17 protein-coding genes, 3 pseudogenes and 1 riboswitch are annotated in these 25,244 nt (G+C 46.8%); of the genes and pseudogenes, 11 read left to right on the forward strand and 9 right to left on the reverse strand.

Features of this window, described 5'->3' with window-relative positions:
• Positions 1-274 precede the first annotated feature (274 nt).
• Entirely contained in the window at positions 275-1,018 is a 744-nt protein-coding gene (nfsA, locus tag ACWA2B_RS07600; RefSeq protein WP_318627665.1) for an oxygen-insensitive NADPH nitroreductase, read from the forward strand.
• 179 nt (positions 1,019-1,197) lie between these two features.
• Here nfsA and ACWA2B_RS07605 read toward each other — a convergent pair whose 3' ends face one another.
• The 5 genes and pseudogenes from ACWA2B_RS07605 to ACWA2B_RS07625 form a co-directional block, all read right to left on the reverse strand.
• Positions 1,198-2,073, reverse strand: a complete 876-nt coding sequence (locus tag ACWA2B_RS07605; RefSeq protein WP_449291868.1) for a TatD family hydrolase — start codon at positions 2,071-2,073, stop codon at positions 1,198-1,200.
• A pseudogene (locus ACWA2B_RS07610) lies at positions 2,066-3,017 on the reverse strand (ABC transporter ATP-binding protein). Before ACWA2B_RS07610 ends, ACWA2B_RS07605 begins: the two are co-directional and overlap by 8 nt.
• Before the next feature lie 44 nt (positions 3,018-3,061).
• A complete protein-coding gene (locus ACWA2B_RS07615; RefSeq protein WP_449291869.1) occupies positions 3,062-3,838 on the reverse strand; it encodes an ABC transporter permease in 777 nt (258 codons plus the stop codon).
• Positions 3,835-4,128 carry an MTH1187 family thiamine-binding protein gene (locus ACWA2B_RS07620; RefSeq protein ID WP_016818835.1) on the reverse strand — a complete coding sequence of 98 codons (294 nt, stop codon included), beginning with the start codon at positions 4,126-4,128 and terminating at the stop codon, positions 3,835-3,837. The genes ACWA2B_RS07615 and ACWA2B_RS07620 overlap by 4 nt, the downstream gene beginning before the upstream one ends.
• A 533-nt stretch (positions 4,129-4,661) precedes the next feature.
• Positions 4,662-5,705, reverse strand: coding sequence for an ABC transporter substrate-binding protein (locus ACWA2B_RS07625; RefSeq protein ID WP_318627663.1), 1,044 nt, complete (start codon positions 5,703-5,705; stop codon positions 4,662-4,664).
• Between the two features lie 193 nt (positions 5,706-5,898).
• Positions 5,899-6,008: riboswitch (TPP riboswitch) on the reverse strand.
• 270 nt (positions 6,009-6,278) lie between these two features.
• On the opposite strand from ACWA2B_RS07625, the gene ACWA2B_RS07630 reads away from it, so the two are divergent.
• The 6 genes from ACWA2B_RS07630 (at position 6,279) to ACWA2B_RS07655 (ending at position 13,862) form a co-directional block, all read left to right on the forward strand.
• Positions 6,279-6,713: a pyridoxamine 5'-phosphate oxidase family protein gene (locus tag ACWA2B_RS07630; RefSeq protein WP_029514695.1), complete on the forward strand. Its 435-nt coding sequence runs from the start codon at positions 6,279-6,281 to the stop codon at positions 6,711-6,713.
• Between the two features lie 224 nt (positions 6,714-6,937).
• Entirely contained in the window at positions 6,938-9,040 is a 2,103-nt protein-coding gene (locus ACWA2B_RS07635; protein ID WP_449291870.1) for a bifunctional 2',3'-cyclic-nucleotide 2'-phosphodiesterase/3'-nucleotidase, read from the forward strand.
• Positions 9,041-9,309: 269 nt separating this feature from the next.
• Positions 9,310-10,371, forward strand: a complete 1,062-nt coding sequence (locus ACWA2B_RS07640) for an EAL domain-containing protein (RefSeq protein WP_029514697.1) — start codon at positions 9,310-9,312, stop codon at positions 10,369-10,371.
• A gap of 359 nt (positions 10,372-10,730) precedes the next feature.
• On the forward strand, positions 10,731-11,744 hold the full coding sequence (locus tag ACWA2B_RS07645; RefSeq protein ID WP_449291871.1) for a zinc-dependent alcohol dehydrogenase family protein: 1,014 nt from the start codon (positions 10,731-10,733) through the stop codon (positions 11,742-11,744).
• Positions 11,745-11,897: 153 nt separating this feature from the next.
• Positions 11,898-13,055, forward strand: coding sequence for an SMP-30/gluconolactonase/LRE family protein (locus ACWA2B_RS07650; RefSeq protein ID WP_340931231.1), 1,158 nt, complete (start codon positions 11,898-11,900; stop codon positions 13,053-13,055).
• Between the two features lie 18 nt (positions 13,056-13,073).
• On the forward strand, positions 13,074-13,862 hold the full coding sequence (locus ACWA2B_RS07655; protein ID WP_449291872.1) for an SDR family oxidoreductase: 789 nt from the start codon (positions 13,074-13,076) through the stop codon (positions 13,860-13,862).
• 306 nt (positions 13,863-14,168) lie between these two features.
• On the opposite strand, the gene ACWA2B_RS07660 is transcribed toward ACWA2B_RS07655, so the two are convergent.
• Positions 14,169-15,260, reverse strand: a complete 1,092-nt coding sequence (locus ACWA2B_RS07660; RefSeq protein ID WP_165147945.1) for a hypothetical protein — start codon at positions 15,258-15,260, stop codon at positions 14,169-14,171.
• A gap of 272 nt (positions 15,261-15,532) precedes the next feature.
• On the opposite strand from ACWA2B_RS07660, the pseudogene ACWA2B_RS07665 reads away from it, so the two are divergent.
• A pseudogene (locus ACWA2B_RS07665) lies at positions 15,533-17,233 on the forward strand (glycoside hydrolase family 13 protein).
• 152 nt (positions 17,234-17,385) lie between these two features.
• On the opposite strand, the gene pdaA reads toward ACWA2B_RS07665, so the two are convergent.
• Positions 17,386-18,183, reverse strand: a complete 798-nt coding sequence (gene pdaA, locus ACWA2B_RS07670) for a delta-lactam-biosynthetic de-N-acetylase (RefSeq protein WP_029514703.1) — start codon at positions 18,181-18,183, stop codon at positions 17,386-17,388.
• 261 nt (positions 18,184-18,444) lie between these two features.
• On the opposite strand from pdaA, the gene ACWA2B_RS07675 reads away from it, so the two are divergent.
• The gene (locus tag ACWA2B_RS07675) at positions 18,445-19,467 is read left to right on the forward strand and encodes a methionine ABC transporter ATP-binding protein (RefSeq protein ID WP_025722905.1); all 1,023 of its coding nucleotides are present in this window, start codon (positions 18,445-18,447) and stop codon (positions 19,465-19,467) included.
• Positions 19,464-20,129 (forward strand): methionine ABC transporter permease, encoded by a 666-nt coding sequence (locus ACWA2B_RS07680; protein ID WP_029514704.1) that lies wholly within the window; start codon positions 19,464-19,466, stop codon positions 20,127-20,129. The genes ACWA2B_RS07675 and ACWA2B_RS07680 overlap by 4 nt, the downstream gene beginning before the upstream one ends.
• On the opposite strand, the pseudogene ACWA2B_RS07685 reads toward ACWA2B_RS07680, so the two are convergent.
• Positions 20,126-20,421: pseudogene (locus ACWA2B_RS07685) on the reverse strand (MerR family transcriptional regulator). The gene ACWA2B_RS07680 and the pseudogene ACWA2B_RS07685 sit on opposite strands and share 4 nt — an antisense overlap.
• A gap of 99 nt (positions 20,422-20,520) precedes the next feature.
• A complete protein-coding gene (locus ACWA2B_RS07690; protein ID WP_165147951.1) occupies positions 20,521-21,501 on the reverse strand; it encodes an aldo/keto reductase in 981 nt (326 codons plus the stop codon).
• 273 nt (positions 21,502-21,774) lie between these two features.
• Here ACWA2B_RS07690 and ACWA2B_RS07695 point away from each other — a divergent pair, with 273 nt between their 5' ends.
• A complete protein-coding gene (locus ACWA2B_RS07695; RefSeq protein ID WP_449291873.1) occupies positions 21,775-25,137 on the forward strand; it encodes an S-layer homology domain-containing protein in 3,363 nt (1,120 codons plus the stop codon).
• Positions 25,138-25,244: the final 107 nt, after the last annotated feature.

The raw sequence follows: 25,244 nt of genomic DNA on the forward strand, positions 1-25,244 counted from the left end.
CAGGATAACGTGCTGTCGGACTTCTGTATCGAGATAAAGTTATTATCAGAGTATAGAGCAAGTACGCGCAATTGGTTGGTTTCTCTGCGTGCTTGCTTTTTGTTGTGTTTGGTTTTTTAAAACCATTCAACTTTCATTACGTCAGGTTGCTTATCATTCGCGAAAGTTCCATAATATTTGTAGGAGTGCCATGCAAGCATGCAAGAACTTCTTCGTATACTCACAGCTTGAAGTAGATAAAGAGCTTATATTATGGATTAGGAGTGAAGCAGTCATGAATGATACGATTTCCTTGTTGATGAATCACCGGTCTGTGCGAAAATTCAAGTCAGCCCCCATTACCGACGAGCAGCTCGCAGCTATTGTGGCAGCTGGCCAAATGGCTTCCTCGTCCAGCAATGTGCAGGCATATACCGTTATCGCCGTTACCGAGCCTTCTTTGAAAACAAAACTGGCGGAGTTGGCAGGAGGGCAGGCTTACGTTGAGCAATGCCCTGCGTTTTTGGTATGGTGCGCAGACCTGTATCGCTTGAAACAGGTCACGCTCCACCATCAGCCAGGTCAGCCTTCCTATGAGGGGTCCGTTGAAAATTATACGGTTGCGACCATTGATGCCGCGTTAGCTGCACAAAATGCAGCGGTAGCCGCTGAATCACTGGGCTTGGGCATCGTCTACATTGGCGGCATTCGTACTAACATAGCAGAGGTGTCTGAGTTGTTAGGGTTGCCAGAGCTGGTGTATCCAGTATTCGGTATGTGTATTGGTGTACCGGATCAGGAAACGGGCTTGCGTCCACGCCTTCCGCTGTCCGGTGTTTTGCATATGAACGGCTACGACAAAAATCAGACGATGAAAGCTGTAGAGGTATACGATCACACATCAGCGGAATATTTGAAGGAACGTACGGGCGGTCAACGCTCTACGCCATGGTCTGAGCAAATGGCCGGAAGATTGACCGAGCCAGCACGCTTGCAGTTGAAGCCATTTTTGGAACAGAAGGGTTTCTTGAAGCAATAAAAGTTGAGTAGTGATAAAAAACTCTGCAAAATACAAGTAGTATTTGAGCTATATACGTTTGAAAATACAAGAACCTCCTTATTTACGTATGATGAAGTTCCGCGTAAATAAGGAGGTTCTTTGCTTTGGTTGCATGTTGTGGTTGTAAACCTTCCAGTCAGTAAACAGCTGGTATACCTTTATCCATCAGATAGTGAGTAAAAGCGTCTCGTATTTTCATAAAATAATTGATGGACGGCAGATTCATCTTGCTGGGTCAGCTTGCTGTACGCGCGAATGACGTCGGCAGTCATCCGGGGATGTGTCTGTTGTCCGGTAAAAGGACCCTCGAACGGCCAGGGACCGTCTGTCTCTGCCATGATCTGATCAGACGGATACTGTCTTGCCAAACTGCGGATCTCTTCTTCGTACAGAAGATCTGGTGTAAAGGAGACAAAATAGCCGTTCCGGGCCATACGTTCAGTCGTGGCGGCAGAGCCTTTAAACCAGTGAAAATGCGCCTGTGTGACGCCATGACGTTCCAAAAGGTCACAGGCGATGTCTGCGTCCTCATAAACGGCGTGCAGAATAATGGGCTTGTTATGCTTGCTTGCAAACTGGATAAAACGCTCCAGTAGCACTATGTAGGGAGCGAGGTCAAAAGCTGAACCGCTCTGTAAGGCTTTCAGTCGAGTGTAATAGGGCAAGCCGACTTCACCCACGGCGACCATCTGCTGTACATGTTCGTCCATCCAGTTGAACAACAGGTCAAGTTCAGCTTGCGGCGGCAGAGCCTGTTCAGGATGAAAGCCGAAGGCTGGTCGTACTAGTCCAGGGTGAAGCTCCGCCAACTGTAGATTAGCTCGGCTGGAGACCAGATGCATCGACACAGCTATCACAGCTTCGACGCTGTTATCAGCAAGCGAAGCGAGCACTAGCGCCTGTTGTCCAGGCGGGTAGCTGTCTACATGAATGTGCGCGTCGATCAATGGAGCGGGTTCAATTGCGGCCAAATCCAAGCCTGGTTTTGTTTGGTTGTTCCATTTCAATGCACATTGAACTTTTACGTCACTCATGTCGATTCAATCCATCTTCCGGGATATTCTTGTAGACGCTCTGAGCATTGTCCATGTCACCGTCCAGTTTGTGTTTTTCCTCGCGCATCCAGCCGGTCATGGTCCGCTTCCATTCAATAAATCGCGGATCAAGGGTGATTTCTTCGCTACGCGGGCGAGGAAAGGGAACGTCTATGACATGCACCACCGAAGCAGGTCGCGCCGACAGCACATAGATGCGGTCGGAGAGCAGTAACGCTTCTTCAATGCTGTGGGTAATGAACAGCACAGAGCGGCGGTTCTTCTCCCACATGCGCAATAACCATTGCTGCATGTCTGCACGTGTCAGCGCATCGAGTGCGCTGAACGGCTCATCCAAAAGCATTAATTCCTGCGGGCTAAGCAGTGCGCGAAGAAAGGCCGCGCGCTGCTGCATACCACCAGATAGGGTATGTGGATACGCCTTGGCGAATTTTCCTAGTCCAACCTGCTCGAGCCATTGCAAGGCTTCTTTGCGACGCTCGCGTTCACTGGTGTACTGAGGGGGGGGAGGCTGTATTTTTACGTGGAGCATTTTCCTGTCCAAGCAGTACGTTGTCCAGCGTGGTACGCCACGGGAAAAGAGCGGGCTGCTGTGGCATATAGCTGATATGCCCACGTTCACCAGTCATGTCCCGTCCGTGCATACGGATACGTCCCTGCTGTGGTCTGAGTAGCCCCCCGATGATATGAAACAGCGTGCTTTTGCCGCTGCCTGATGGACCGATGAGGGAGACAAATTCTCCCGGCTTGACGGTTAGGGACACATCCTGCAGTACGGGCAGAAAGCTTCGCTTTTCGCGGAAGGCGAGGCTGATCCCGTCCAATTCCAAAGCAGGAGGAGCAGTTAAAGGACTCTGTTGTTCCCCTGCTCGTTGTTCATTAGCCACGTTGTGTGATAATACCTCAGTCGGATGCAGACTCATATGCGCCACGTCCTTTCCTTTGTGTATTTAATTTAAGGAGGAAGCTACTCTCGATCGGGTTTCCAGCGAACCAGCCATTTCTCCAGTAGTAAAATAACCACAAACATAAGTAAGCTGAGTGCAACAATAATACCGATAGCGGCAAAAATGAGGTCCGTGCGATAGGCCGATTTTTGCAGCAGCATATAATATCCAATTCCTTCACTAGCTCCAATCCATTCGGCAATGATCGCGCCCATCACACTGTAGGTAGCAGCAATTTTAACACCAGAGAACACTTGTGGTAGGGAATGTGGTAGCTCCAGCTTCATAAAAATAGCCATACGGCTTGCTCCCGACATTCGCATATAGTTCATCATCGTACGGTCTGTTCGAGTCAGCCCGTCCATGGCTGCTACAGCCACGGGAAAAAAGCATACTAAAGTAATGACCATCAGCTTGGGCAGCACGCCAAATCCAAACCACACCATGAGCAGTGGCCCTAGAGCGATGATCGGAATATTTTGGCTCAGGATTAGCAACGGATACAGAGCGGATTTGAGAAAAGGAATTGTATGAAGAACGATAGCGATCAACAGTCCCGTTGCTGTCCCTATAGCAAATCCCGCAAGTGTCAGACGAATCGTAGCCCATGTATGGGCACCGAGCAGCGCCGTCTGGGCCATGCCCTCATGTACGATGAGGGATGGAGCAGGCAGCAGCCAGGATTCGACATGCAAATAGGAAACCGCCCCCTGCCAGGCCGCTAAAAAGAAGAGGACCGCCACAAGGGGCGGCCATACGCTTTTCCACCAGGATGCGCTCTTGCCTTTCGGATTCATGGGCGATATTTCTCAGTCAGCTTGTTCATGCTGATGCCCTGTGGGTTATGTGCGATTTTGATCTGTGAAATGACGCTGGGACTGCCCGCTTCCGTCAAAGCCTCGTGCATTTCTTTAACCACTTTCAGCAACTCGTCAAGTTCGCCCTCCATGGTCGTATCCAGTGGGTTCACCTGATGCTTGACGCCGGAACGCTGGATGACCTCAATCGCCTTATCTACATACGGGTAAGAGTCCTCGTTATTAGGAGTTTTAGGGATGACTTGAATACTGAGTAGTGTGTTAGCCATGCGAATTCACCTGTCCTTTATTTGAAGTGTTTTAGAGAAAATAGGGTGGTTTAAGGCGGGGAGACCGCTTCGCGTTTCATTTGATCTTACGATCGCTGTTGCCATGGGATTCTTTGAATAAATTTTAAAAGGTAAGAATCCCACGGCAAAGGCGAGCGCTACGCTTCTCTAGATTCAAATGAACCGCTACGCTGCCAACCGCCTTAAAAGCACTTTAATTTTTGATAGGTTGTGTGGCATTTTTACACACAAGCGCATCTGTTTTTGCGCTTTAGATACTATGAGACTAAAGAATAAACCAAGTGGAACGAGAACGAAGTGGGCGGAATGGTGCTGTACAAGCGTTAGCGTTCGCTTTAAAAGCTTTCCGTAGGAAAGCTCGCTTCGGAAGCATAACCTCCCCGGATTTCTACATTAATCATAAGTTTTTATTAAGAAATCCGGGGCGGTGGCGATGGGAAGCACCATCCGACTGCGTAGTGGCGCTTCGTTCACTTCTCTAGTTCAGTCTTATTTAGCGTTTTAACAAATGGTCAGCGCTTGGGCAAGAAGTCGTTTGTGAAGGCCTTATCGACTTCCAAAGGCTTGCTGAGCAGCTTGCGTTCGTACATCCAGTCCGAATAGTTTTGCCATACCTCCGCTTTTTGCACGCCCCATTGCGCGGCATCATCCTGATAACGTGGGCTTAGCCATTTTTGGCTGGCAAGTACCAGTTTTTTATCCAGCTCCGGTACAGCTTTGCTTAAGATGTCCGCGGCTTCTTCCGGATGGGCGATAGTGTATTCATAGCCTTGTGCGGTAGCATCCATGAACGCTTTAACCAGCTCGGGATCATTTTTTATCGTTTGTTCGTTGCTCACAATTACAGGTGTATAGTAATCGAGGCTTTTGGAATAATCTTTTACATACAGCATATCCAGAGGCTCACCTCGAAGCTGGGCCTCAATTCCGGTCCATGCGTAGAAAATCCAGGCAAAGTCGATATCCCGCTTCACGGCTGTAAAATAGTCTGCATTGCCCATGTTGACGATCTTCACTTTGCTCACATCGCCTTTGTCTGAATCCATGATGGATTTCATGACCGCTTCTTCTACGGGAGAGCCCCAACCGCCGTATTTTTTACCTTCAAAATCTTTCGGGCTTTTAATTCCGCGATCTACCGGGGCTGCGAAGCCTGAGGTATTATGCTGAATCACCGCAGCGATGGATACAAGCGGCACACCTTGCGTGCGGGCCTGTGTGACGCCTTCTTGGTAGCTGATACCAAAAGGTGCAGCATTAGAAGCAACCATTTGATCGGCTCCGCCTGAACCAGGTTGAACAATTTGGACATTCAAACCTGCTTTTTCGTAAAATCCTTTGTCCTTGGCGACATAGAGTCCCGTATGATTCGTATTGGGTGTCCAGTCGAGCACGATTTTAACATCTTTGAGCCCCTTTGCCGGAGTAGACGTTTGAGTGTCGGTAGCGGAAGCTGCTTCTTGGGATGTAGGGGGACTTCCACCGCAAGCGGTCAGGGTCAGGGCCATGAGCCACAGACTGATCAGTCCCAGGCTTAATATTTTCATGCGCTTCATCGTTAGTGTTCTCTCCTTTAATTACCCGTTATCCGTCCAATCAGACAGCTTAAGTTTCCCATTTTCATAAAAATAACATCTGCCGGACGTGATCTTTCCAACAACTTAATCTTCAACAAAAAAAGCGCCCCGAGTTTCCGGGACGCTTGCGCTTGTATATACCAAAGTAAGGGATGGTCCTATGTAAAAAAGGCACATCTTGCTTAAGCATTCCTACGCTGGCATTACCCAGATCAGGTTGTAAGGGTCAGTGTCTTGGGACACACTCTCAGCCGGCCGATTCCAGCACCCCTGGCATTGTATGGTTTAATGGGTTCATTTATTCGGGTTTACTACGACGATTATATGCTTTGAATGCGGGTCTGTCCAGCATGAAGGGAGAGATAACGGTTCATTTGCCGAACGACAGGGTACACTTTTACTGTGAGCTTTGATCTGAAAATGAGTATGAATCAATCCGATTCGATCCGGTCATGTTATTTTCAGAACAGCTGCGCAGGTAGGTTCAGATGGGCTGGTGCCCAATGGCATGGCCGTAGAGAATTCTAATTCGTGAAAAGGAGTTGTTGTACTGTGGGTAAAACGGAAACATTGGATCGCAACCAACTGGAACAAGCCATTGTGAAGGCTTTGGATAACAACAAATTTTGTTCGTTAGGTACGGTAGAGGGTGGCAAACCGAAAGTACGCTATATGGCCCTTTTTAACGATGGAATGAACATTCATCTGGCGACAGATCGCAAAACGCATAAAGTGGATGAGCTAAAGGACAATCCGAATGCTTATCTGCTGCTGGGTTATGAGGTTGGCGGTACGAAGGAAGTTGTAGAAGTGGAGGCTACCGTCCAGATTACAGCTGATGAGGGGCTGCGCAAACAAGTGTGGAACGATTCCTTGAAGGAATGGTTCTCCGGACCGGATGATCCCGATTATGTCATTCTGGACGTGAATCCGACTCGCATTGAGTATGTGGGTCAGCAAACGGAGCGCCAGGTGTGGAAGAAATAATACGAATATAAATGGATAAACCAGTGAATCTCCGAGTTTTTATTAGGAGGTTTGCTGGTTTTTTTATGTTTGAGAAAAATAATTATTTTTTCATAAATAATTTTAAGTAAATGACTACTCTTTTGTCTGGCGTTGGATTAAAATAGAAATGGTGGGTTCAAGGCTTACATATATGTGCAAAAGTATGTATATGAGGCATACACCTTAATGAGGAGGGGTATATTTTGTTATTTCGTAAAAATTGGTTTAAAGGGTTTACAGCAGCAGTTGTAGCTTGTAGCATGCTGGTGTTTTCAGCCGCTCCATCCTGGGCAGCTATTGATTCTCGTGATAGCGCTACGGTGAATTTGCGGATCATGGAAACAACGGATATTCACGCGTCCCTGATGAACTACGATTACTATTCGGACAAAGAAACCAACGAATATGGCTTGGTTAGTACAGCTAGTTTGATCCAGAAGGCACGTAGTGAAACAAGAAACAGTATGCTGTTCGATAATGGTGATTTGCTGCAGGGCAACCCATTAGGCGATTATATGGCCCGCAACAAAACCTTTGAGAAAGAAGGCGGTGTCCATCCGGTCTACAAGATGATGAACCTGATGGGCTATGATGCAGCTACAGTGGGCAACCATGAATTCAACTACGGTCTCGACTTTCTGGACAAATCGCTCAAGGGAGCTGATTTTCCTTATGTAAATGCGAACGTTTATGTTGATAAAGGGGGCCAAGCTACTAAAAATTATTTTACCCCTTATCAGATTCTTGATAAAACAGTAACGGACGAGAAGGGCGAAGAGCATACACTCAGAGTGGGTGTGATCGGTCTGGTCACACCTCAAATTATGCAGTGGGATGAAGCCAATTTGAAGGATAAAGTCGTTACGAAGGATATTGTGGAAACGGCGAAAAAGTTTATTCCTCAAATGAAGACGGAAGGTGCTGACATTATTGTCGTGCTTGCGCATACCGGTTATGAGGATGTGCCACAAACGCCACTGATGGAGAATGCCGTTAAGTATTTGAGCCAGGTGGACGGAATTAACGCTATTCTGTTTGGGCATGCTCATAAATCTTTCCCTGGCCCTGATTTTAAAGATATGAAGGGTGTAGATCTGGATAAGGGAACCATTAATGGCGTACCAGCCGTGGAAGCCTCCTCATGGGGCAAGGATCTGGGTATCATTGACCTGAGCCTAGAAAAGAAAAATCGCGAGTGGAACGTGACTAACTCTCAATCTCAAGTGCGTCCGGTTGTGAGCACCACTAATCAGACTGTGCAGTTTATCCCTGAATTTAAACTGATTGATGCGGTCAAAGAAGAGCATCAAGGAACGCTGGATTATATTCGCCAGCCTGTAGGAACAACGACGGCGCCAATTACCAGTTATTTTGCATTAGTGCAGGACGACCCTTCCATTCAAATTGTGACGAATGCACAGAAATGGTATGTTCAAAACCATCTCAAAGGAACTGAATACGAAAAACTTCCAGTATTGTCGGCAGGCGCTCCATTCAAGGCCGGCGGTCGAAACGGAGCCGAGTATTACACTAATATTCCTGAAGGTACGGTAGCGATTAAAAACGTGTCCGACCTGTATGTGTACCCGAACACGGTTCATGCTGTAGAAGTGACCGGTGCTGAAATTCAGGAATGGCTGGAGTGGTCTGCGGGTCAGTTCAACCGTATTGATCCAAAGCAAACTGAGGAGCAATCGCTGATCAACAAAGATTTCCCAACCTACAATTTCGATGTCATTGACGGTGTGAATTACCAGATTGATGTAACGCAGCCTGCACGATATGATGCCAAGGGAACTATTATTGATTCTTCAGCGCATCGTATCAAGGATCTGCAATACAATGGGAAGGCTATTGATCCTGCACAGAAATTTATCGTAGCCACCAATAACTATCGTGCTTCCTCATCCAAACTGGCCAACCCAGATGGCAAACGAATTGTGATGGCAGCACCGGATGAAAGTCGTCAAGTCGTTGTTGACTATATCCGTACGAACGGAACGATTAATCCATCGGCGGATGGCAACTGGTCTATTGCTTCTTTTGGTCAGGCAAAGGTTACTTTCGAGTCCTCTCCTGATGCCAAAGACGTGCTGGCAGGCAATCAACAAATTTCATACTTGAGCAGCGCGGCAGACGGTTTTGCCAAATACAGCTTAAAAGCTGGCGCTAAGCCTAGTACAGCAACGACTTCTGTAAAGGAAGCTGTGGCTCCCGCGAAAGCAACAGCAAAGCCAGCTGTTAAAACGACCAAACCGGCGGTTGTTAAACCAGCTAAAACAACAAAGCCAAAGGCATCCAAATAACTTCGAATTTTAGTTTTCGTTTAATATCAGAATGAAGCAGCAAGTCTCTTTAACCAAGAGATTTGCTGCTTTTTTTAATATCAAAAAACAGCCCCGAATTATTATGAGTGTAAAAAGGTTTTGTTTTTGTCGAATATGTACTTAAGTCCTAAGTTATCGTTAAAAAAAGCTGCTTTTTTGTAAAAAAACGTAATTATATAGTACTTTTGTTCTAGTTATTTGTGATATAATGGTGAAAAAACCGGAAAATTGTTCCGAGGAGGACCATTATGACATGCAGCAATTGCAGCATCATATTACCTATAAAGGATCAAGGATTGCTTAGAATTAGGTATTCCAGGGTGTCGCTTACTCCAGCATTAGATGGTTTGGGTATGCTATCGGAACAAATGAAGCAGCAACATGAGCGTGAGGGCGGCATAGAGTTTCGCTATGAGAGCCGTTCAGAGTTGGAACAGCTGGTTAACGGACTGGCTCGTCTGCCGCAGGAATACTTGAACCATATACAAGTTGTGGTGACTGGCTTGCATCATGTCGAAGGATATGAGGACTGGCTTTTATTTAGTCAATTGCAAGCCAGACTGCAACATCCGGATATCGTGAGTATTATTAAGGATCAAAGTTTTTCCAGCCATATGCAGCCTATTGTTGACCACAAGCTGGATATTATCGGGTTTGAGTTTTTGCTGCGTCCGTCACATGCGGAAAGACCTTTTCAGCCTTTCCGACTGTTTGAAATCGCCCGTGAAGCTGGCTTGCATGCTCATCTGGATCGCTCGGCTCGTTTTTCCGCTATTGAAAAAAGTGCAACATGCCTTCCGGCGGGGATTAAACGTTTTATTAACTTTCTCCCTTCCACCATTTATAATCCGGCTTATTGCTTGAATCACACCTTTGAGACGATTGATCGGTTATCCATGAGTACGAAGGATTTTGTATTTGAGGTCGTAGAAACGGAAGAGATAGACGACCTTAATTTTTTGCATCATATCTTTGAGCAGTATCGTAATCGAGGAGTTTCAGTTGCCCTGGACGATGTGGGGGCAGGCTATTCTACGACAGAGCTTATGAATTGCCTTCAGCCGGATTATGTCAAAATTGACCGTAGTATAATTGACGGCTGTCATAGTAACAGTAATCAGAAGCGGCAAATCACAGGAATTGTAGAATCGGCTTTTCGTTTTGGAGGCCAAGTGTTGGCTGAAGGAGTAGAGCAGATAGAGGATTTTGAATTTTGTCGTGAAGCAGGTGTGTCACTGGCTCAGGGTTATTTGTTTGGAAAGCCGGAGCCCGGTCCGCCCTCCAATTTTATGCTTAGCAGCGTAATATAGTCAGGAACAAATTTAAGTAGATGTAGTTTATAAAAATTGGAGCTTAAATAAGGCTGTCGTATAAGCATTAATGTAAAAAACGCGAGTGCAGAGGTTATTTCACCCCTGCAACTCGCGTTTTTTGGTCATGCTTGCCCACCTGAACAAGCTCTGGCAAGCAAAGCCATCCAGTCTCCAATTTTACTTGGTAAGGGACGTTAAAAGCCCGGAAGCAGTTTACGACCGTTTTTTTTAAAAGTAAAGATTGACGTTTTGAAGACAATTGGATACAGTGTACTATATAGGAAACATTGTTTCCTTGGTGATACGCTGTATCTATATTAGGTAAAAGGTTTAACAATACAGGGAGGACAACCAAAATGAAAGCAGTGCAACTGAAAAACGGTTTTGGCTTTGAAGAGTTAACCTTGACGGAACTTGACACACCGGTGCCTGGACGGCTGGAAGTTCTGATCCGCATAAGGGCAGCGTCCCTCAATTACCGTGATTTGGTAGTTATCAACGGAGTCATGCCGATCGGCATTCAATTTCCCTTCATTCCGTTATCCGATGGAGCGGGTGAAATTGTAGCTGTGGGCGAAGGGGTGACAAAATTTCAGGTTGGACAAAGGGTAGCGGCAAATTTACAACAGAAATTCATTGGCGGGAGCACGAGAGCGGAGGTCTTAAAGGACAGTCTGGGAGGCCCGCTCAGTGGAGTGGCGGCTGAATATATCGTTCTGCATGAAGAAGGGGTCGTCGCCATTCCGGATCATCTATCTTGGGAGGAGGCTTCCACTTTGCCGATTGCGGCATTAACCGCATGGAGCATGCTGATGGAATCCGGTGGGCTACGAGCGGGAGATACGGTGCTCTTGCAAGGAACAGGCGGTGTTTCCATCTTTGGGCTTCAATTCTCTCTGATGGCGGGAGCACGGGTAATTATCACATCGAGCAGCAATGACAAGCTGGAACGGGCAAAGGCTCTCGGCGCATGGCAGACAATCAACTATTCGGAGGTTCCAGAGTGGGATAAGGTAGCTCTGGAGCTGACAGACGGCGGAGTCGACCATGTCCTGGATGTAGGGGGAGCGGCAACAATGGCGCAATCCATCAATGCACTTCGTACCGGAGGGACTGTGAGCATGGTCGGATTCTTATCGGGCTTGACCATTCCTGAGTTCGATGTCACTAGCATTTTGCAGAAGGCTGCAACGATTCGCGGTAGCCAGGTTGGTAACCGGGAACATTTCGAAAACATGAATCGTGCCATTTCCCGCCATCGTTTACATCCTGTCATCGACCGGGTATTCCCGCTCAGCCGAATCGGCGAAGCCTTCGCACTTTTGGCTGAAGGAAAACAGTATTTCGGTAAAATCGTCGTTCAAATATAAATGAGCATTTTGCATAAATCCCAAGAGCGATTTCAAATCAGTAATATATAGATCGAAACGGTTTAGTTCGTCTATATAGTGTACTTTCGAGCGTTGGGAATTGAATTATGCAAAATGCTGAAATATTATTCACATCACATAGGAGGCACTCTAATGCCCAGTAAACCTGATTTATCTGTCAAAGATTCTCAAGAAAGAAAGAATAAAAAACCGCGTAAGTGGGTACGCAGAACCGGATTATCGCTGCTGTCGGTAATCCTTCTGGGAGTGGTTATTTTTATGCTCATCCCTTCCCCTGTACAGCCTGCAAAATGGCTTGCACCTTCGGCCCCCTCTTTTGAACAAGCGGGTCCATGGCAACAAAACAACAAACTCAGCTCCGCAGAGCTTGTTACAGATGCCCCTAAGTTTCCGGAATTTATCACCTTTGACAAGGAAGGAAATTTATATACGGGAGACTCCGATGGGAAAATTTATAAGGTTGTCTTTGATACAAAGGGCAATCCGCAAAAGGCCCAGCTATATGCAGATACCAAAGGAACGCCCAATGGACTTATGTTTGATGCAAGTGGAAACCTGATCGTTACGGATGTTAAGAAGGGGCTGCTGTCGGTAGATCCATCCGGAAACGTGACGGTGTTGGCCAATCAAGTCGACGACACACCGATCTATTTGGCCAACGAGCTGGATATTGCCAAAGATGGTACCATTTATTTTTCTGACACCTCCAATTATGGCAGTGTAGTCTTCAAAGAAATCGCCGAGAACAAGCCGCATGGACGTTTGCTGAAATATAATCCGGCGACCAAGCAGACGACAGTTCTGTTGGAAGGTCTTTATTTTGCGAACGGGGTTGCCTTGTCTGCGGACGAAGATTTTGTACTTGTGGCAGAGTCGTATCACTACCAATTGACCCGATACTGGCTCAAAGGGCCGAAGAAAGGGACTTCGGATATTTTTGCGGATAATCTCGCCGGTTTTCCGGATAACATTACGCGTGATGATCAAGGCCATTTCTGGGTCGGTCTCTTCACGACACGTATTCCCTTTGTAGATCAGATGCATGGAAGCCCGTGGCTGGCTGGAATGATGGCCAAATTGCCTCAATCGCTGCTCAGCGGTGCAAGCGCACCTGTGAAGCATGGGCTTGCTGTGGAGCTTAATCCGCAGGGGAAACTCATCGGAAGCTGGCATGATCCTGAAGGCTCGCTTTATGGGGTAACCACGGCTGTAAATCATGACGGATATTTATATATAGGTACAGCTCCTGGAGGCAGCCAGGGTGTTCATCGTGTGCTTTTAACCAAATAAGCCTGGGGAGGGTTTAACATGATATTGGATGAGTTGAAATTATCCTGGAAAGCGAAGGAAAGCCTGGCCGGGAAAGTAGCCTTGGTAACAGGCGCAAGCAGCGGCATTGGGGCATCGATTGCAAAAAAACTGGCAAAGCGTGGCGCGTATGTAGCTGTATTGGCGCGCCGTCAGGTGCGATTGGATGAATTGGTTCGCGACTTGCACCAAGAGGAATTGTACGAGGTCATGGCAATACCTGCCGATATCCAAAAGGCTGAAGACATACAGCAGGCGGTCCACGCCATTCTTGAACGCTGGGGGCGGCTTGACATTATCGTTGCCAATGCTGGCTTCGGGTATCGAAGCCCACTGGCAGAGGTGGAACTGGAACGCTGGGAGGAGCTTTACAAGACGAATGTGCACGGTCTTGTCCTGACACTGAAGTACGGACTTCAGCCAATGAGGGAACAGGCCAAGGGGGATGTTGTCATTGTCTCCTCTATTGCAGCGAAGGAAGTGGTTGCCGGAGGAGGACTATACAGCGCTACCAAGTACGGCGTTAGCGCCATAGCCTCTGCATTGCGTTTGGAGACCAGTACGCAAGGAATTCGTGTAACTGCGATTCACCCCGGGGCGGTGGCGACAGAGTTTTCGCAGGTGGCCGGATATCCCGAGCAGGAAATTCGGGCGTTTGCTTCGAGCGTTTTGCCGCTGCATCCCGATGATGTTGCAGAAGCTGCCCTTTATGCACTAGAGCAGCCGGAGCATGTCAATATTCCAGAGTTGACCATTATGCCTTCGAGGCAGGTCCAGCGGTTCAAATAGAGCGATATTTATTCTGACACAAACCGGGTGACCGGGTATGGTCATCGCCGATGCCGGGTATGGCGGCGAAGAGGACTACGTGCCTTCGCTTGAACATAACCTGCTCAAATGGGTGAGCATGAACCAAAAGGCGCGAGCTACAGGGGGGGAATAACCCTTGCACTCGCGCTTTTTTATACTAATGATGAAGCGTGACTGTCCAATAAAGTTTAAAACCACTTTGGGACAGCTCCATTTACTATAGAGGAGACCATATCCCGTAACATTTTGGCCCCACGTTCGCTCATCCAGTCATCGTGAGCACAGCTATAGTGTAATGACGTACAGACCTAGCGGCGTAGTTGCGCTACCTGCAACCATGAAGCTGAGAGAATAGCTGGATCTGCCGGGGGGAACGCTGATATCAGCCAATCGGCATACCTTGGTATTATCTCGTAGCAAAGGGATACCATATACACGATCATCCACGCGTACAGCCCCGGCGAACGCGCCCCCACGTGGATTCGCGTAGATTCTGACGATACGTACCTCGTCACTGTCGTTAACGATGGGAATGGTCGCGTTGTATATGGTTCCGAATTGTCCGCGATTATCTAGCGCAGGCCCCAGCTCGCTGCGTGCCCCGGTAAACAGCAGATCGGCAGGAGCCTCACCGTTCAGCTTTTTGGTGGCACACGCCCGATAGTTTGCGCTCTGTCCCACCACGTACTCTGGCATCCGCGCATTCGTTTCGGAAAAGGACCACACCCCTCGTGGATGCGCCTGTGGTGGAGGTACGGGAGGAAGCGCATCCATATGAATCTGGCGCAGATCGGTCTGCGTGTCCTTGCTGATCACGGTGCGAATCACATAATCCAGCGTACCGTGGCCTTCAGCAAATTCTACGGTAAGGTCATAGATGAATCCGGCCAGCGATCCCTCGGGCAGCTCAAATTCCTCCAGCAGAGCGGTGCCTTTGCCGAATTTATGACGGTCTGCTGGCTTCACACGTTCCATCGTACCCGCCAAACAGCTTTTGGCAATAGACTGCCCGACATCAATAATCCAGTTGCCGTCCTCAGGCACAATCTTAAGAGCGCGTTCAATATGGCGTACTTCCAGTTTAGCAGCGCTCCTGTTCTCTACAGTGATGCCCAGTTTAACAGGGCTGTCGATTTTGTTATAATGCCAGCCGAAAATGCGATGTTTGACTGTTCGGGTTGTCGAGCGAACCATGTCATGCCACAGGGTGGCTTGCTCGGTAGGTACCGTCACATGGGTAAGCGTCTCCGGGTTATCGCTAAGCATCAGGCGGCGTGTTCCGCCCTCAGTGGCTGACTCCACATCCACATGGATGTTGGGCGGGATCACGGCAGTTTCCACAATCAGATCCTTTGGCTCCTTGGATCGATGGTTCATGTAAATTCCTCCTTTTATTCAAAAGTGGCACCGCTTTGGGTACATGTATATGGGCAGTTCATAAATATAGGTAACGCCAGATCCATTTATACAACCTGTTTTACAAAATATTTTTTTAAAATAAACCTCCGCAGATTATAGCGGTTCTGCTAATGCGTCGAAGCAAGCTTACAAGACTCTTGTTCCCAATTACCAACGATTCGCAGCCAGGTATTGCGTGTATGTTAAGAGCATAAGCTATTGGATGTACAGAGAAGCTACAGGAGGGAAACATGCCTAAAAAAATATGGTGGAAGGAAGCCGTTGTATATCAGATTTACCCGATCAGTTTTCAGGATTCTGACGGAGACGGTAAAGGGGACTTGCGAGGCATTTTGTCCAGGCTGGATTATTTGTGTGAACTGGGTATTGATGTTATCTGGATTTGTCCGGTATATAAATCGCCCAATCACGATAATGGATATGATATTAGCGATTATTATGCCATTATGGATGAGTTTGGAACAATGGAGGATTTTGACGAACTGCTTCACCAGGCGCATGAACGAGGTATCAAAATCATGATGGATTTGGTATTAAACCATACATCGGATGAGCATCCGTGGTTTACGGAGTCACGCTCGTCCAAGGATAATCCGAAGCGGGACTACTACATATGGCGAACAGGCAAAAATGGCGGATATCCGAACAACTGGGAATCGTATTTTTCTGGCTCAGTGTGGAAATATGACAAGCTTACAGACGAATATTACATGCATCTATATTCCGAGCATCAGCCGGATCTGAACTGGGAAAATGAAGAGATGGTGGGCGAGCTCTACCGCATGGTGGAATGGTGGCTGAAAAAGGGAGTCGATGGCTTCCGTTTTGACGCTATTGCCCATATTGTCAAAGCCGAAGGGCTGCCGGATGCCGATAATCCCGACAAACGAACCTTGGTACGGGCTTATCAGCTCTTTTCCAATCTGGAACAGGTACATGTGCTTCTACGGATGCTGAATGAAAAGGTGCTGGAATGTTATCCCTTAATGACAGTTGGCGAAACGTCTGGCTTAGGACCGGAACAGGCGCTTGATTATGTGGGAGACCAGCGGCATGAATTGAATATGGTCTTCCAGTTTGAACACATGTTTATTGATGCACAAGGGCTAGGGACGGAAAAATGGAAATCCAAGCCATGGACGCTGGTGGAGCTGAAAAAAATAATGAGCAGTTGGTAGACAGTGCTTCATCAGGAAGGATGGAATGCCAATTATCTCAACAATCATGATCAACCTCGGGCTCTCTCCAGATTTGCGAATGATGGACAATATCGTGTGGAATCCGCCAAAATGCTGGCAACCTTCACACATATGCTTGAGGGTACGCCTTATATTTATCAGGGTGAGGAAATTGGGATGACGAATATTGCATTCCCGTCGATTGATGATTATCGGGATGTGGAAACGTTAAACTATTATGAGCAGCAACGAAAGATTGGTGAGCCGGAGGAGCAGATTATGGCGGCAATCTGGCGAAAAAGCCGGGATAATGCACGCACTCCTATGCAGTGGGATGCTGGTCCTGCGGCCGGATTTACCGATGGAGAGCCGTGGATGAAGATTAACGATAACTACACACACATTAATGCAGAGGCTGAAAGAAATAATCCAGGCTCGATTTTCCACTATTATCGTAAGTTGATTGCTCTGCGCAAACAACATGAGGTCATAGTCTATGGCGAATACAAGCTTCTGTTGCCACTGGATACAGAGCTGTATGTATTCACTCGTATGTTGGGAAAAGAGCGTTTGCTGGTCATTTTGAATTTCTTTGACCGTGATCCGGTGTTCCACTGGCCCGAAGGTGAGGAGCTTCCTGCCGCCAAGGCGGAACTACTTCTCTCCAACTACGAACCGGTACAAGGGGAACAACTGCATGCCTTGAAGCTGCGGCCTTATGAAGCCAGAGTGTATAAGCTAACCATGCATTAGGCTTTGCTATCTTTAGAATGGTAAAAGGAAGGGAAGGCCCATAGAGCCTTCCCTTCCTTGGAGTAAACTAAAAAGCCCAATCCACACTGGCTACCATGGGCAGGTGTGGATCGGGCTCATTATGATATGGTCTCATTAAATGTAGTTACTTTTTAGTGATAATGTTTCACCTTAAGGTCGTCTAGACTTTTAAACTCATACCCTTGCTTGCGAGCCTCGTCGATGATAGAAGCAAGCGCCTCGGCATTATCCTTGGATACGGAATGGAGCAAAATGACCGCTCCAGGGTGGAGCTGCTGCATGACTTGACGATAGGCATAGTCCGTTCCTTGCTGAATTTTTGTGTCCCAGTCCTTGTAAGCCACAGACCAGAATACGCTCGTATATCCGGCTTCTCGACAGGAGGCCAATGCTTTTTCACTAAAAATGCCGCGAGGCGGCCGGACATATTTCATTTCTTTTTGCCCGGTTAGCTCTGCCGATGCATTTCGTACCCGATCCAGCTCAGACCGGATCTCTGCCGAAGAAATGGTGCTCATATCAGGATGGCTCCATGAATGGTTGCCGATAATATGGCCCTCACTCGCCATGCGTCGCATCAAAGCTGGCTGGTCTTTTACAAAATGCCCCGTCACAAAGAAGGCGGCCGGAACCTTTTTGGCCTTCAATACATCCAGCACTTTCGGAGTATACCCATTCTCATAGCCGTTGTCGAAAGTGAGAAATAATTCTTTTTTAGTCGTATCCCCCAGAAAGATGCCATCTTGTCTTTCGATCAGGTGCATAAAGCCTTCTTGTGCGATGGAAGGCAGCTCCCCTCCTTTACTTTTTTTAAACCCAAAATGATAAGGCTGTCCGTCAACAGTCTGAGTAGCCCATGCGGGTTCCGCCGTAACTGCCAACATACCCGTTACTGCAATGCATAGCCACAAGGTAAATATTCGCTTCATCTATTTTCCTCCGCTTTCGTCCCGTTCGGGTAAGGTGTGTATGCTTCGACATATTTCATACCATCTGCAATATCGTACTGATTTATGCAAGGACATGCTTTGACCGAATGTAAAACTCATATTGACATGAATATTAAATCGAAGTAGTATACTTTATAAAACTCACTAGAATACTCGGATTTAATTCGATCGTTTATGCCGAAGAAAAGCATCAGTTCAGAATATCTTACATACTTGTAAGACCGGAAGGAGTTAAGACTCATGATTGAACTTAGGAATGTATCTAAAACGTACGTGAGAAAAGGCCTAAGTATTGAAGCGTTAAAAAATATAAATATCAAAGTGGATAAAGGAGACATCTTCGGATTTATCGGATTCAGTGGCGCAGGGAAAAGTACGCTAATCCGTTTGGTCAATCGTCTTGAGAAAGTAACCAGCGGAGAGGTTCTTGTTGAAGGGGAGCAGTTAAATACCTATTCTACCTCTGGACTGCGGAAGGTAAGGAAGAAGATTGGAATGATTTTTCAGCATTTTAATCTGCTGGAATCAAAAACGGTGTTCGACAACATTGCAATTCCGTTGGTGCTGCTTAAGCGCAACAAACGCGAAATAGAGGGGCGTGTGAAAGAGCTTTTGGCGTTCATAGGATTGTCGGACAAGGCGAACAGCTATCCCAACGAGCTTTCCGGCGGACAAAAGCAACGTGTCGGGATTGCACGGGCGCTTGCGAGCAACCCATCCATTTTGCTCTGTGATGAGGCGACCTCGGCACTTGATCCGCAGACCACACAGTCTATTCTCGACTTGCTTCGCAAAATCAACAAGGAATACAAGATCACCATATTGATCATTACCCATGAGATGTCGGTGATTCAGCGAATTTGCAACAAGGTTGCCGTAATGGAAAAAGGGGAAATTATCGAGCAGGGCAATGTCCTGGAGGTATTCGGACAGCCGCAGCACCCAACGACGCAGAGCTTTGTACGCACGGTCATTCACGATGCAGTACCCGAGAGTGTGCTACAAACGTTCGAACAGCAAGAATCACAGCGGATTTACAAGCTGGAATTTATAGGACAGGTTGCTTCTGATCCGGTGGTTCATGAATTAATTCGGCAGCATGATATCCATGTGAACATTTTGTTTGCCAACATGACGGAGATTCAAGAAACGACGATTGGCTATATGACGATCCAACTGCGAGGTGGGCAGCATTCCATTCAGCAGGCTGTTGATTTTATCAAGAGCAAAGGAGTCCATATTCAGGAGGTAGAGAGTCTATGATGATTACAGGAACCACGATAACCTGGGATCAACTGTGGGAAGCTTTGTATGAATCCGTGCTCATGGTCAGCATATCCTTATTCATTGGCGCCCTGATCGGTATCCCTATCGGTATTTTACTCGTCATCACACGCCCGGGCGGAATTCTGGAGAACAAATGGCTGCACAATATTTTGAATCCGATCATTAACATTGTTCGTTCCTTACCGTTTATTATCTTGCTGATTGCGATCATTCCGTTAACCCGTCTGATTGTGCATACATCCATTGGGACCAGCGCGGCAATTGTCCCCTTGATTATATATATTGCGCCATATATCGGAAGGCTGGTCGAAAACTCGCTGTTGGAGGTGAATCCGGGGATATTGGAGGCAGCAGATGCGATGGGGGCGACCCCGTTCCAGGTCATTCGATACTTTTTGCTTCCTGAGGCATTCAGTTCTCTGATTTTGTCGTTAACGACAGCAGCCATTGGTCTGATTGGTGCTACTGCTATGGCTGGTGCGGTCGGCGGAGGCGGAATTGGCGATCTGGCGATCGCATATGGCTATCAACGTTTTGATACGCTGGTTATGCTGATTACCGTCATCATTCTAGTCTTGTTTGTACAAGGTGTTCAGTCCTTGGGGAACCTATTGTCCCGTAAAGCACGCAGGGGTTAAATTAGATGTTTTTTTTCACCTATTGTCTGTTCATAGCTTGTAATTTTATAATCCATGCGTTCCAATACGTTGTTCATATCTTTCATTTTTGCAATGAGCTGCTTGCGCTGCTCTATTAGGAGTTCTTTTCTCGCATACATTTAATATATTCAACCCATCTGCAATCTTCTTCCGTGTAATCTCTGATGCCACTTTTATTACGGTTCACACGCGGAATAAGTCCGATGCGTTCATAATAGCGGAGTGTATCCTGAGATAGTTCGAATTTTTTGCTTACTTCTGCGATCAACATGCAGACTTCACCTCCTGATTTCTGATCAAGAAACGCCCTATGTAAATGGATAGGGCGTTCTTGTCGTTTCTTATTTCGAAACTGTCATTTCATCCATATTTACTGGGCGCCAACTACCGGATGAGGAACATACGGCTCTTCCAGCAATGCGATTTCTTCAGGTGTTAACGTAATCGAAAGAGCAGCTACTGCATCTTCAAGATGAGACGTTTTTGTAGCACCGATAATCGGAGCTGTTACCGGTTCTTTCTGTAGCAACCAGGCAAGTGCGATTTGAACGCGTGGAACTCCGCGTTTTTCTGCGATGGCCGCAACCTGCTCCACGATCAATCGATCGGTATCTGCAGTCGCATCGTATTTAGATTTTGCCACTTGATCGGTTTCGGAACGATGTGTTGTTTCCTGCGCATCACGCGTCAATCTTCCACCTGCAAGTGGGCTGTATGGAATCACACCGATTTTTTCTTCCTTACAAAGCGGCAGCATCTCTCTCTCCTCTTCACGATATAAGAGGTTTAAATGATTTTGCATCGATACAAACCGGGTCCATCCATTCTTCTCAGCTATATGCAAAGCCTTTAGAAACTGCCATGCGTACATGGCAGAAGCTCCGATATATCTTGCCTTCCCAGCCTTCACAACATCATGTAATGCTTCCATCGTCTCTTCAATAGGGGTAGTGTAATCCCAGCGATGAATTTGGTACAGATCCACATAATCTGTCCCCAGTCGCTTAAGGCTCTTATCGATTTCACTCATAATAGCCTTTCGAGAAAGTCCCGCACCATTGGGGCCTTGATGCATACGGAAATGAACCTTCGTTGCAAGGACAATTTCATCTCGATTCGCAAAATCTTTTAAAGCCCGTCCGACGATTTCTTCGCTAGTTCCGTCTGAATATACATTCGCGGTATCAAAAAAATTGATGCCTAGCTCCAGGGCCTTTTTTATAATGGGACGACTGCGCTCTTCATCTAATATCCATGGATGAATCCATCGTTCTGCAACCCCAAAGCCCATACACCCAAGACAAAGCCGGGATACATCCAAGCCGGTATTTCCAAGTTTCATATAGTCCATTTGATTATACCTCTCTTTCCTAGATATTGTTTTCTTCAAATGTTCTACTCCAGCTACTTACACCGGATATTATTACATTTGGAGTTCACTCCAAGTCAAGCGATTTTGTTGCGTGATGCCTTCATATAGGACTAATTGTTCAGAATCGGTTCAGTGGGGTTTCGTATAATTCTCTTAGCATAGTTCCTTGGTTGCATAATCCGTAGAACTAAACATGACTAAAGACTTTGATAAAACAGGATATATGCCAATAAATAGCGTCTAGGAGTGGAAATGTTGAAACTTATAAATCGAAATAAATGGATTGCATCTGCGATGGTATTGGGGATTGCTTCAGGCTCCATCGTATCTTTGCCTTGGCTGGGGGGCGCTCAGACTGCTTATGCAGCGACAGCAGATACACAAAGTGAAACTGGATTTGTAGCACAAGCTCGTACTTTGGGTTTGATGACAGGTGGGAATCAGGGCGATTTTATGGCACAAAAGAATTTGACCCGCGCTGAAGCGGCCAAAATTTTGTGCGGTCTGTTCCAGTTGGAAGTTAACAATCAGCCGCAGACTTCTTTTATGGATGTATCGTCCGATGCATGGGGCGCTCCCTATATTGAGGCCGTACGTGCAGCCGGGTATATGACAGGTAACGGAGAACTCTTCCGTCCGGGGGATGCCATTACCAAGGAAGAACTGATTGTTTCGCTCGTACGTGCAATGCACTTGCAGGATACAAGTACTGCGGATGCACAGCAAAATGCAGTTCAGGTTGCCCGCTCTTACGGTCTGTTATCAGAGGATGCTTCTGCAACGGATTTGAAAAATCCATTGAACCGGGAGAGTGGTGCAGAAGTATTCGTCAGCCTGCTGGATCATCCGGTAGGAGAAGTGAAATCAGAGGGCAATACCGTTCGAATCGGAAATATCCCGTACCAGTTGGAAGGATCTTTGCAAGGCTTGTTTGGTGAAAATAACAAAGCTGTATTAAAAGGGGCAAAAATCGATCTTAACCGTAATTTGCGTACACTCACAGGTGTAAATAAGCTGGAAATTAACGCAGACGGTGGTGTATTTGACGGTAAGGGTGTGTCTTTTGATGGACGCCTGATCGTCAATGGTTCGGTAACCTTGAAAAACATGTCCTCCACAGGCGTATTAGAAATCAAAGGCTCAGGGACCCAGCCTGTATCGGCCATTTTGGAAAATACGACATGGTCCGGTGTAGAACTGGGCTCCAAGGATGCCAAACTGACTGCAACCGGGACGACAAAGATTGACAACCTTACGCTGAAAAATGATGCATCGATCGGGACCGAGGGGGATGCAGCGATTAGTCGTGTTTCATTGCAACAGGGACTAGGCAAGCTGTTGGTGAGCGGAAGTATTGGTTTGCTGGATGCATCACAATATGTGGGTGTTCCTTTTATCACACTGGCCAAGGGGGCTGCAATCAACCAGCTCAATCTGCCGGAACAAAAACAGCCGCAGGATGTTATTGTTAACTATAATGCGATGAAGGAAGCTGTTAGTCTCGTAAATGGTACGAAGAACTCATCCTCTGTTGGATCGGTTGTCACGGACACAGATAGCAAAGATAAGAAAAAACGTGACAGTGATATCGTCAGTATAGACCGCAGTCAGTTGGAGACGGAAGTCCATGCAGCCAAAGAACTGTTGGAGCGTGCAGGTGAGGGTGGACTGGATCAGGCGCTTTACACGGTCGCAGCGAAGGAAAACCTGTCCATAGCAATCAATCAGGCTATGCTGGTACTGAACAATACGGCAGCTACACAGGCAGAAGTAGATCAAGCGCTCAGCACATTGAAACAGGATGTTTCTGTGTACACAACCTCAGCCACAGAGCCGGTGATTGGAACACAGGAATTAACTAGACTGGTTCAGTTAGCTTCGACTACCCTTGAACAAAACCGAATGGTTGGTGATGAATTTCCACCTCTTTGGGACGACTCACTAAGTCAAGCGATTCAATTTGGCAACAATGTGTTGGAAGGAAATGCGCCTCAAAATATTGTGGATCGGGAAGCAGAAAGCTTGCGTCGAGTAATAAAGGTATACAAAGCATCAGTAAAACTCAGAGATGCCTATCTGCATTTTGTCGATGTAACGGATCGTGTGGATAATTTGAAAACAGATAAAGCGCGTTACAAGTCCTTAGTAAGAGAAGGATCAAATGTATATGTGAATCCATTGGCTACAACTGAGCAGTTGGAAGAATGGACACAAAAAATAGATCTTGCTACAGAATCATTCTTGGCACTGCAAGCAGCGGACTTCTCGGTGCTTAAGAATACTTTACAAGAAGCGCAGGTTATCTACGATCAGAATGGTTCTCAAAATGCTGAACTAGATAACTTGATTCAGGAATATACAGAGAAGATGCACACTGCTATGACCCAGCAGGACGTATTGAACTTGAACATGGAGCTGAGTCAAAGGCTTACGGAGTTCACTGTGCCATTGCCTGCTACAACTCGGGAAAAACTGCAGCAGCTGGTTCAAGATATTCAACTAAAACTGCTGTCTAACCCTGTGGCTCGTAATTACTTGAATACGGAAATGCTGTCTTTAGAGCAACAAACAGGACAAGCCAACTTTGCACTCATTATGCCATTTACTCCTGAGGAGCAATTGGTCATCTCTTATAATCAATTAAGTCAGGCTAAAGGGACCTATCTTGAAAAATATAACGAGAAAAGACTACAATTGAGAGACAAAGTCATTGAAATGCAGACTTCGATCAATGGAATTTTGCTGCAAAATTCAGGCGCATTAAGCGCTGAGGCTCAGCAAGCCTTGTCTTCTGCTTCAGAGCATGCCTCTACTTTCTTAGGCTTGTCCAGCTTTGAATTACAAGACGTTGTTCCTGTATATGAGGAGCTGCAACAAGTACAGAGCCAGTATGCTGCACCTATAACGGTGGATACTACGTTGTTGAATCACAATATCAATTTGGCCAATAATGAAATTTTGACGTTCGGCCGTCATTATACGGAACAAGATAACGAAGAACTTCAAGGGCAGATTAATCTGGCAAACCTTGTGCTTAATAATCCGGATAGCACACAGGTACAGGTAGACCAAGCTAATACGGATCTGATTACAGCGTTTGCGAACTACCAATTCAAATGGATCGTAACTGATCTTGATATCAATGAGCTTAAGAACATTGCGAACAATCTGCTTACAGTAAATGGTACAGATCCTACGACGGTCTACTTTCACAGAGTAGTGGATGCATTCAATCGTTTGGACCAGTATTTGCCTATGCCAGAACTTAAGAAAAATTACATGGATCTGGAAGATGCGATTCAGGAGTATAAAGATTATGTAGCCAGCCAGCAACAAAACAGCGGAACAGGAAGCAGTGACAGTAACGGTCGACCAACACCGCCGAGCGATAGCAACGGAACAGGAAGCGGCGACAGTAGCAGCGGAGCAACACCGCCGAGCGATAGCAACGGAACAGGAAGCGGCGACAGCAGCAGTGGAGCAACACCGCCGAGCGATAGCAACGGAACAGGAAGCGGTGACAGCAACGGTGGAGCAACACCGCCGAGCGATAACAGTGGAGACGATTCAAGCTCGATTCCTGGCGGTAGTATTGATGGCGTTATGATTCCTTAATAGGAGAGGCTAGAAACTACAAGTACGTATTGAAGGGGACGATTCCGCACAGATTTTATCTGCGGCGGGCGTCCTTTTTTGTATGGACAACGCTTCTAATGTAGCTG

Source organism: Paenibacillus sp. CMM36, from assembly GCF_053570945.1.

Bases quoted from the DNA above. Each gene is read 5' to 3' on its own strand.
- ACWA2B_RS07605 (WP_449291868.1), bottom strand. From the start codon at position 2,073: ATGAGTGACGTAAAAGTTCAATGTGCATTGAAATGGAACAACCAAACA.
- ACWA2B_RS07680 (WP_029514704.1), top strand. From the start codon at position 19,464: ATGATGATTACAGGAACCACGATAACCTGGGATCAACTGTGGGAAGCT.
- ACWA2B_RS07655 (WP_449291872.1), top strand. From the start codon at position 13,074: ATGATATTGGATGAGTTGAAATTATCCTGGAAAGCGAAGGAAAGCCTG.
- ACWA2B_RS07675 (WP_025722905.1), top strand. From the start codon at position 18,445: ATGATTGAACTTAGGAATGTATCTAAAACGTACGTGAGAAAAGGCCTA.
- ACWA2B_RS07660 (WP_165147945.1), bottom strand. From the start codon at position 15,260: ATGAACCATCGATCCAAGGAGCCAAAGGATCTGATTGTGGAAACTGCC.
- pdaA (WP_029514703.1), bottom strand. From the start codon at position 18,183: ATGAAGCGAATATTTACCTTGTGGCTATGCATTGCAGTAACGGGTATG.
- ACWA2B_RS07615 (WP_449291869.1), bottom strand. From the start codon at position 3,838: ATGAATCCGAAAGGCAAGAGCGCATCCTGGTGGAAAAGCGTATGGCCG.
- ACWA2B_RS07620 (WP_016818835.1), bottom strand. From the start codon at position 4,128: ATGGCTAACACACTACTCAGTATTCAAGTCATCCCTAAAACTCCTAAT.
- ACWA2B_RS07645 (WP_449291871.1), top strand. From the start codon at position 10,731: ATGAAAGCAGTGCAACTGAAAAACGGTTTTGGCTTTGAAGAGTTAACC.
- nfsA (WP_318627665.1), top strand. From the start codon at position 275: ATGAATGATACGATTTCCTTGTTGATGAATCACCGGTCTGTGCGAAAA.
- ACWA2B_RS07640 (WP_029514697.1), top strand. From the start codon at position 9,310: ATGACATGCAGCAATTGCAGCATCATATTACCTATAAAGGATCAAGGA.
- ACWA2B_RS07695 (WP_449291873.1), top strand. From the start codon at position 21,775: ATGTTGAAACTTATAAATCGAAATAAATGGATTGCATCTGCGATGGTA.
- ACWA2B_RS07625 (WP_318627663.1), bottom strand. From the start codon at position 5,705: ATGAAGCGCATGAAAATATTAAGCCTGGGACTGATCAGTCTGTGGCTC.
- ACWA2B_RS07650 (WP_340931231.1), top strand. From the start codon at position 11,898: ATGCCCAGTAAACCTGATTTATCTGTCAAAGATTCTCAAGAAAGAAAG.
- ACWA2B_RS07690 (WP_165147951.1), bottom strand. From the start codon at position 21,501: ATGGACTATATGAAACTTGGAAATACCGGCTTGGATGTATCCCGGCTT.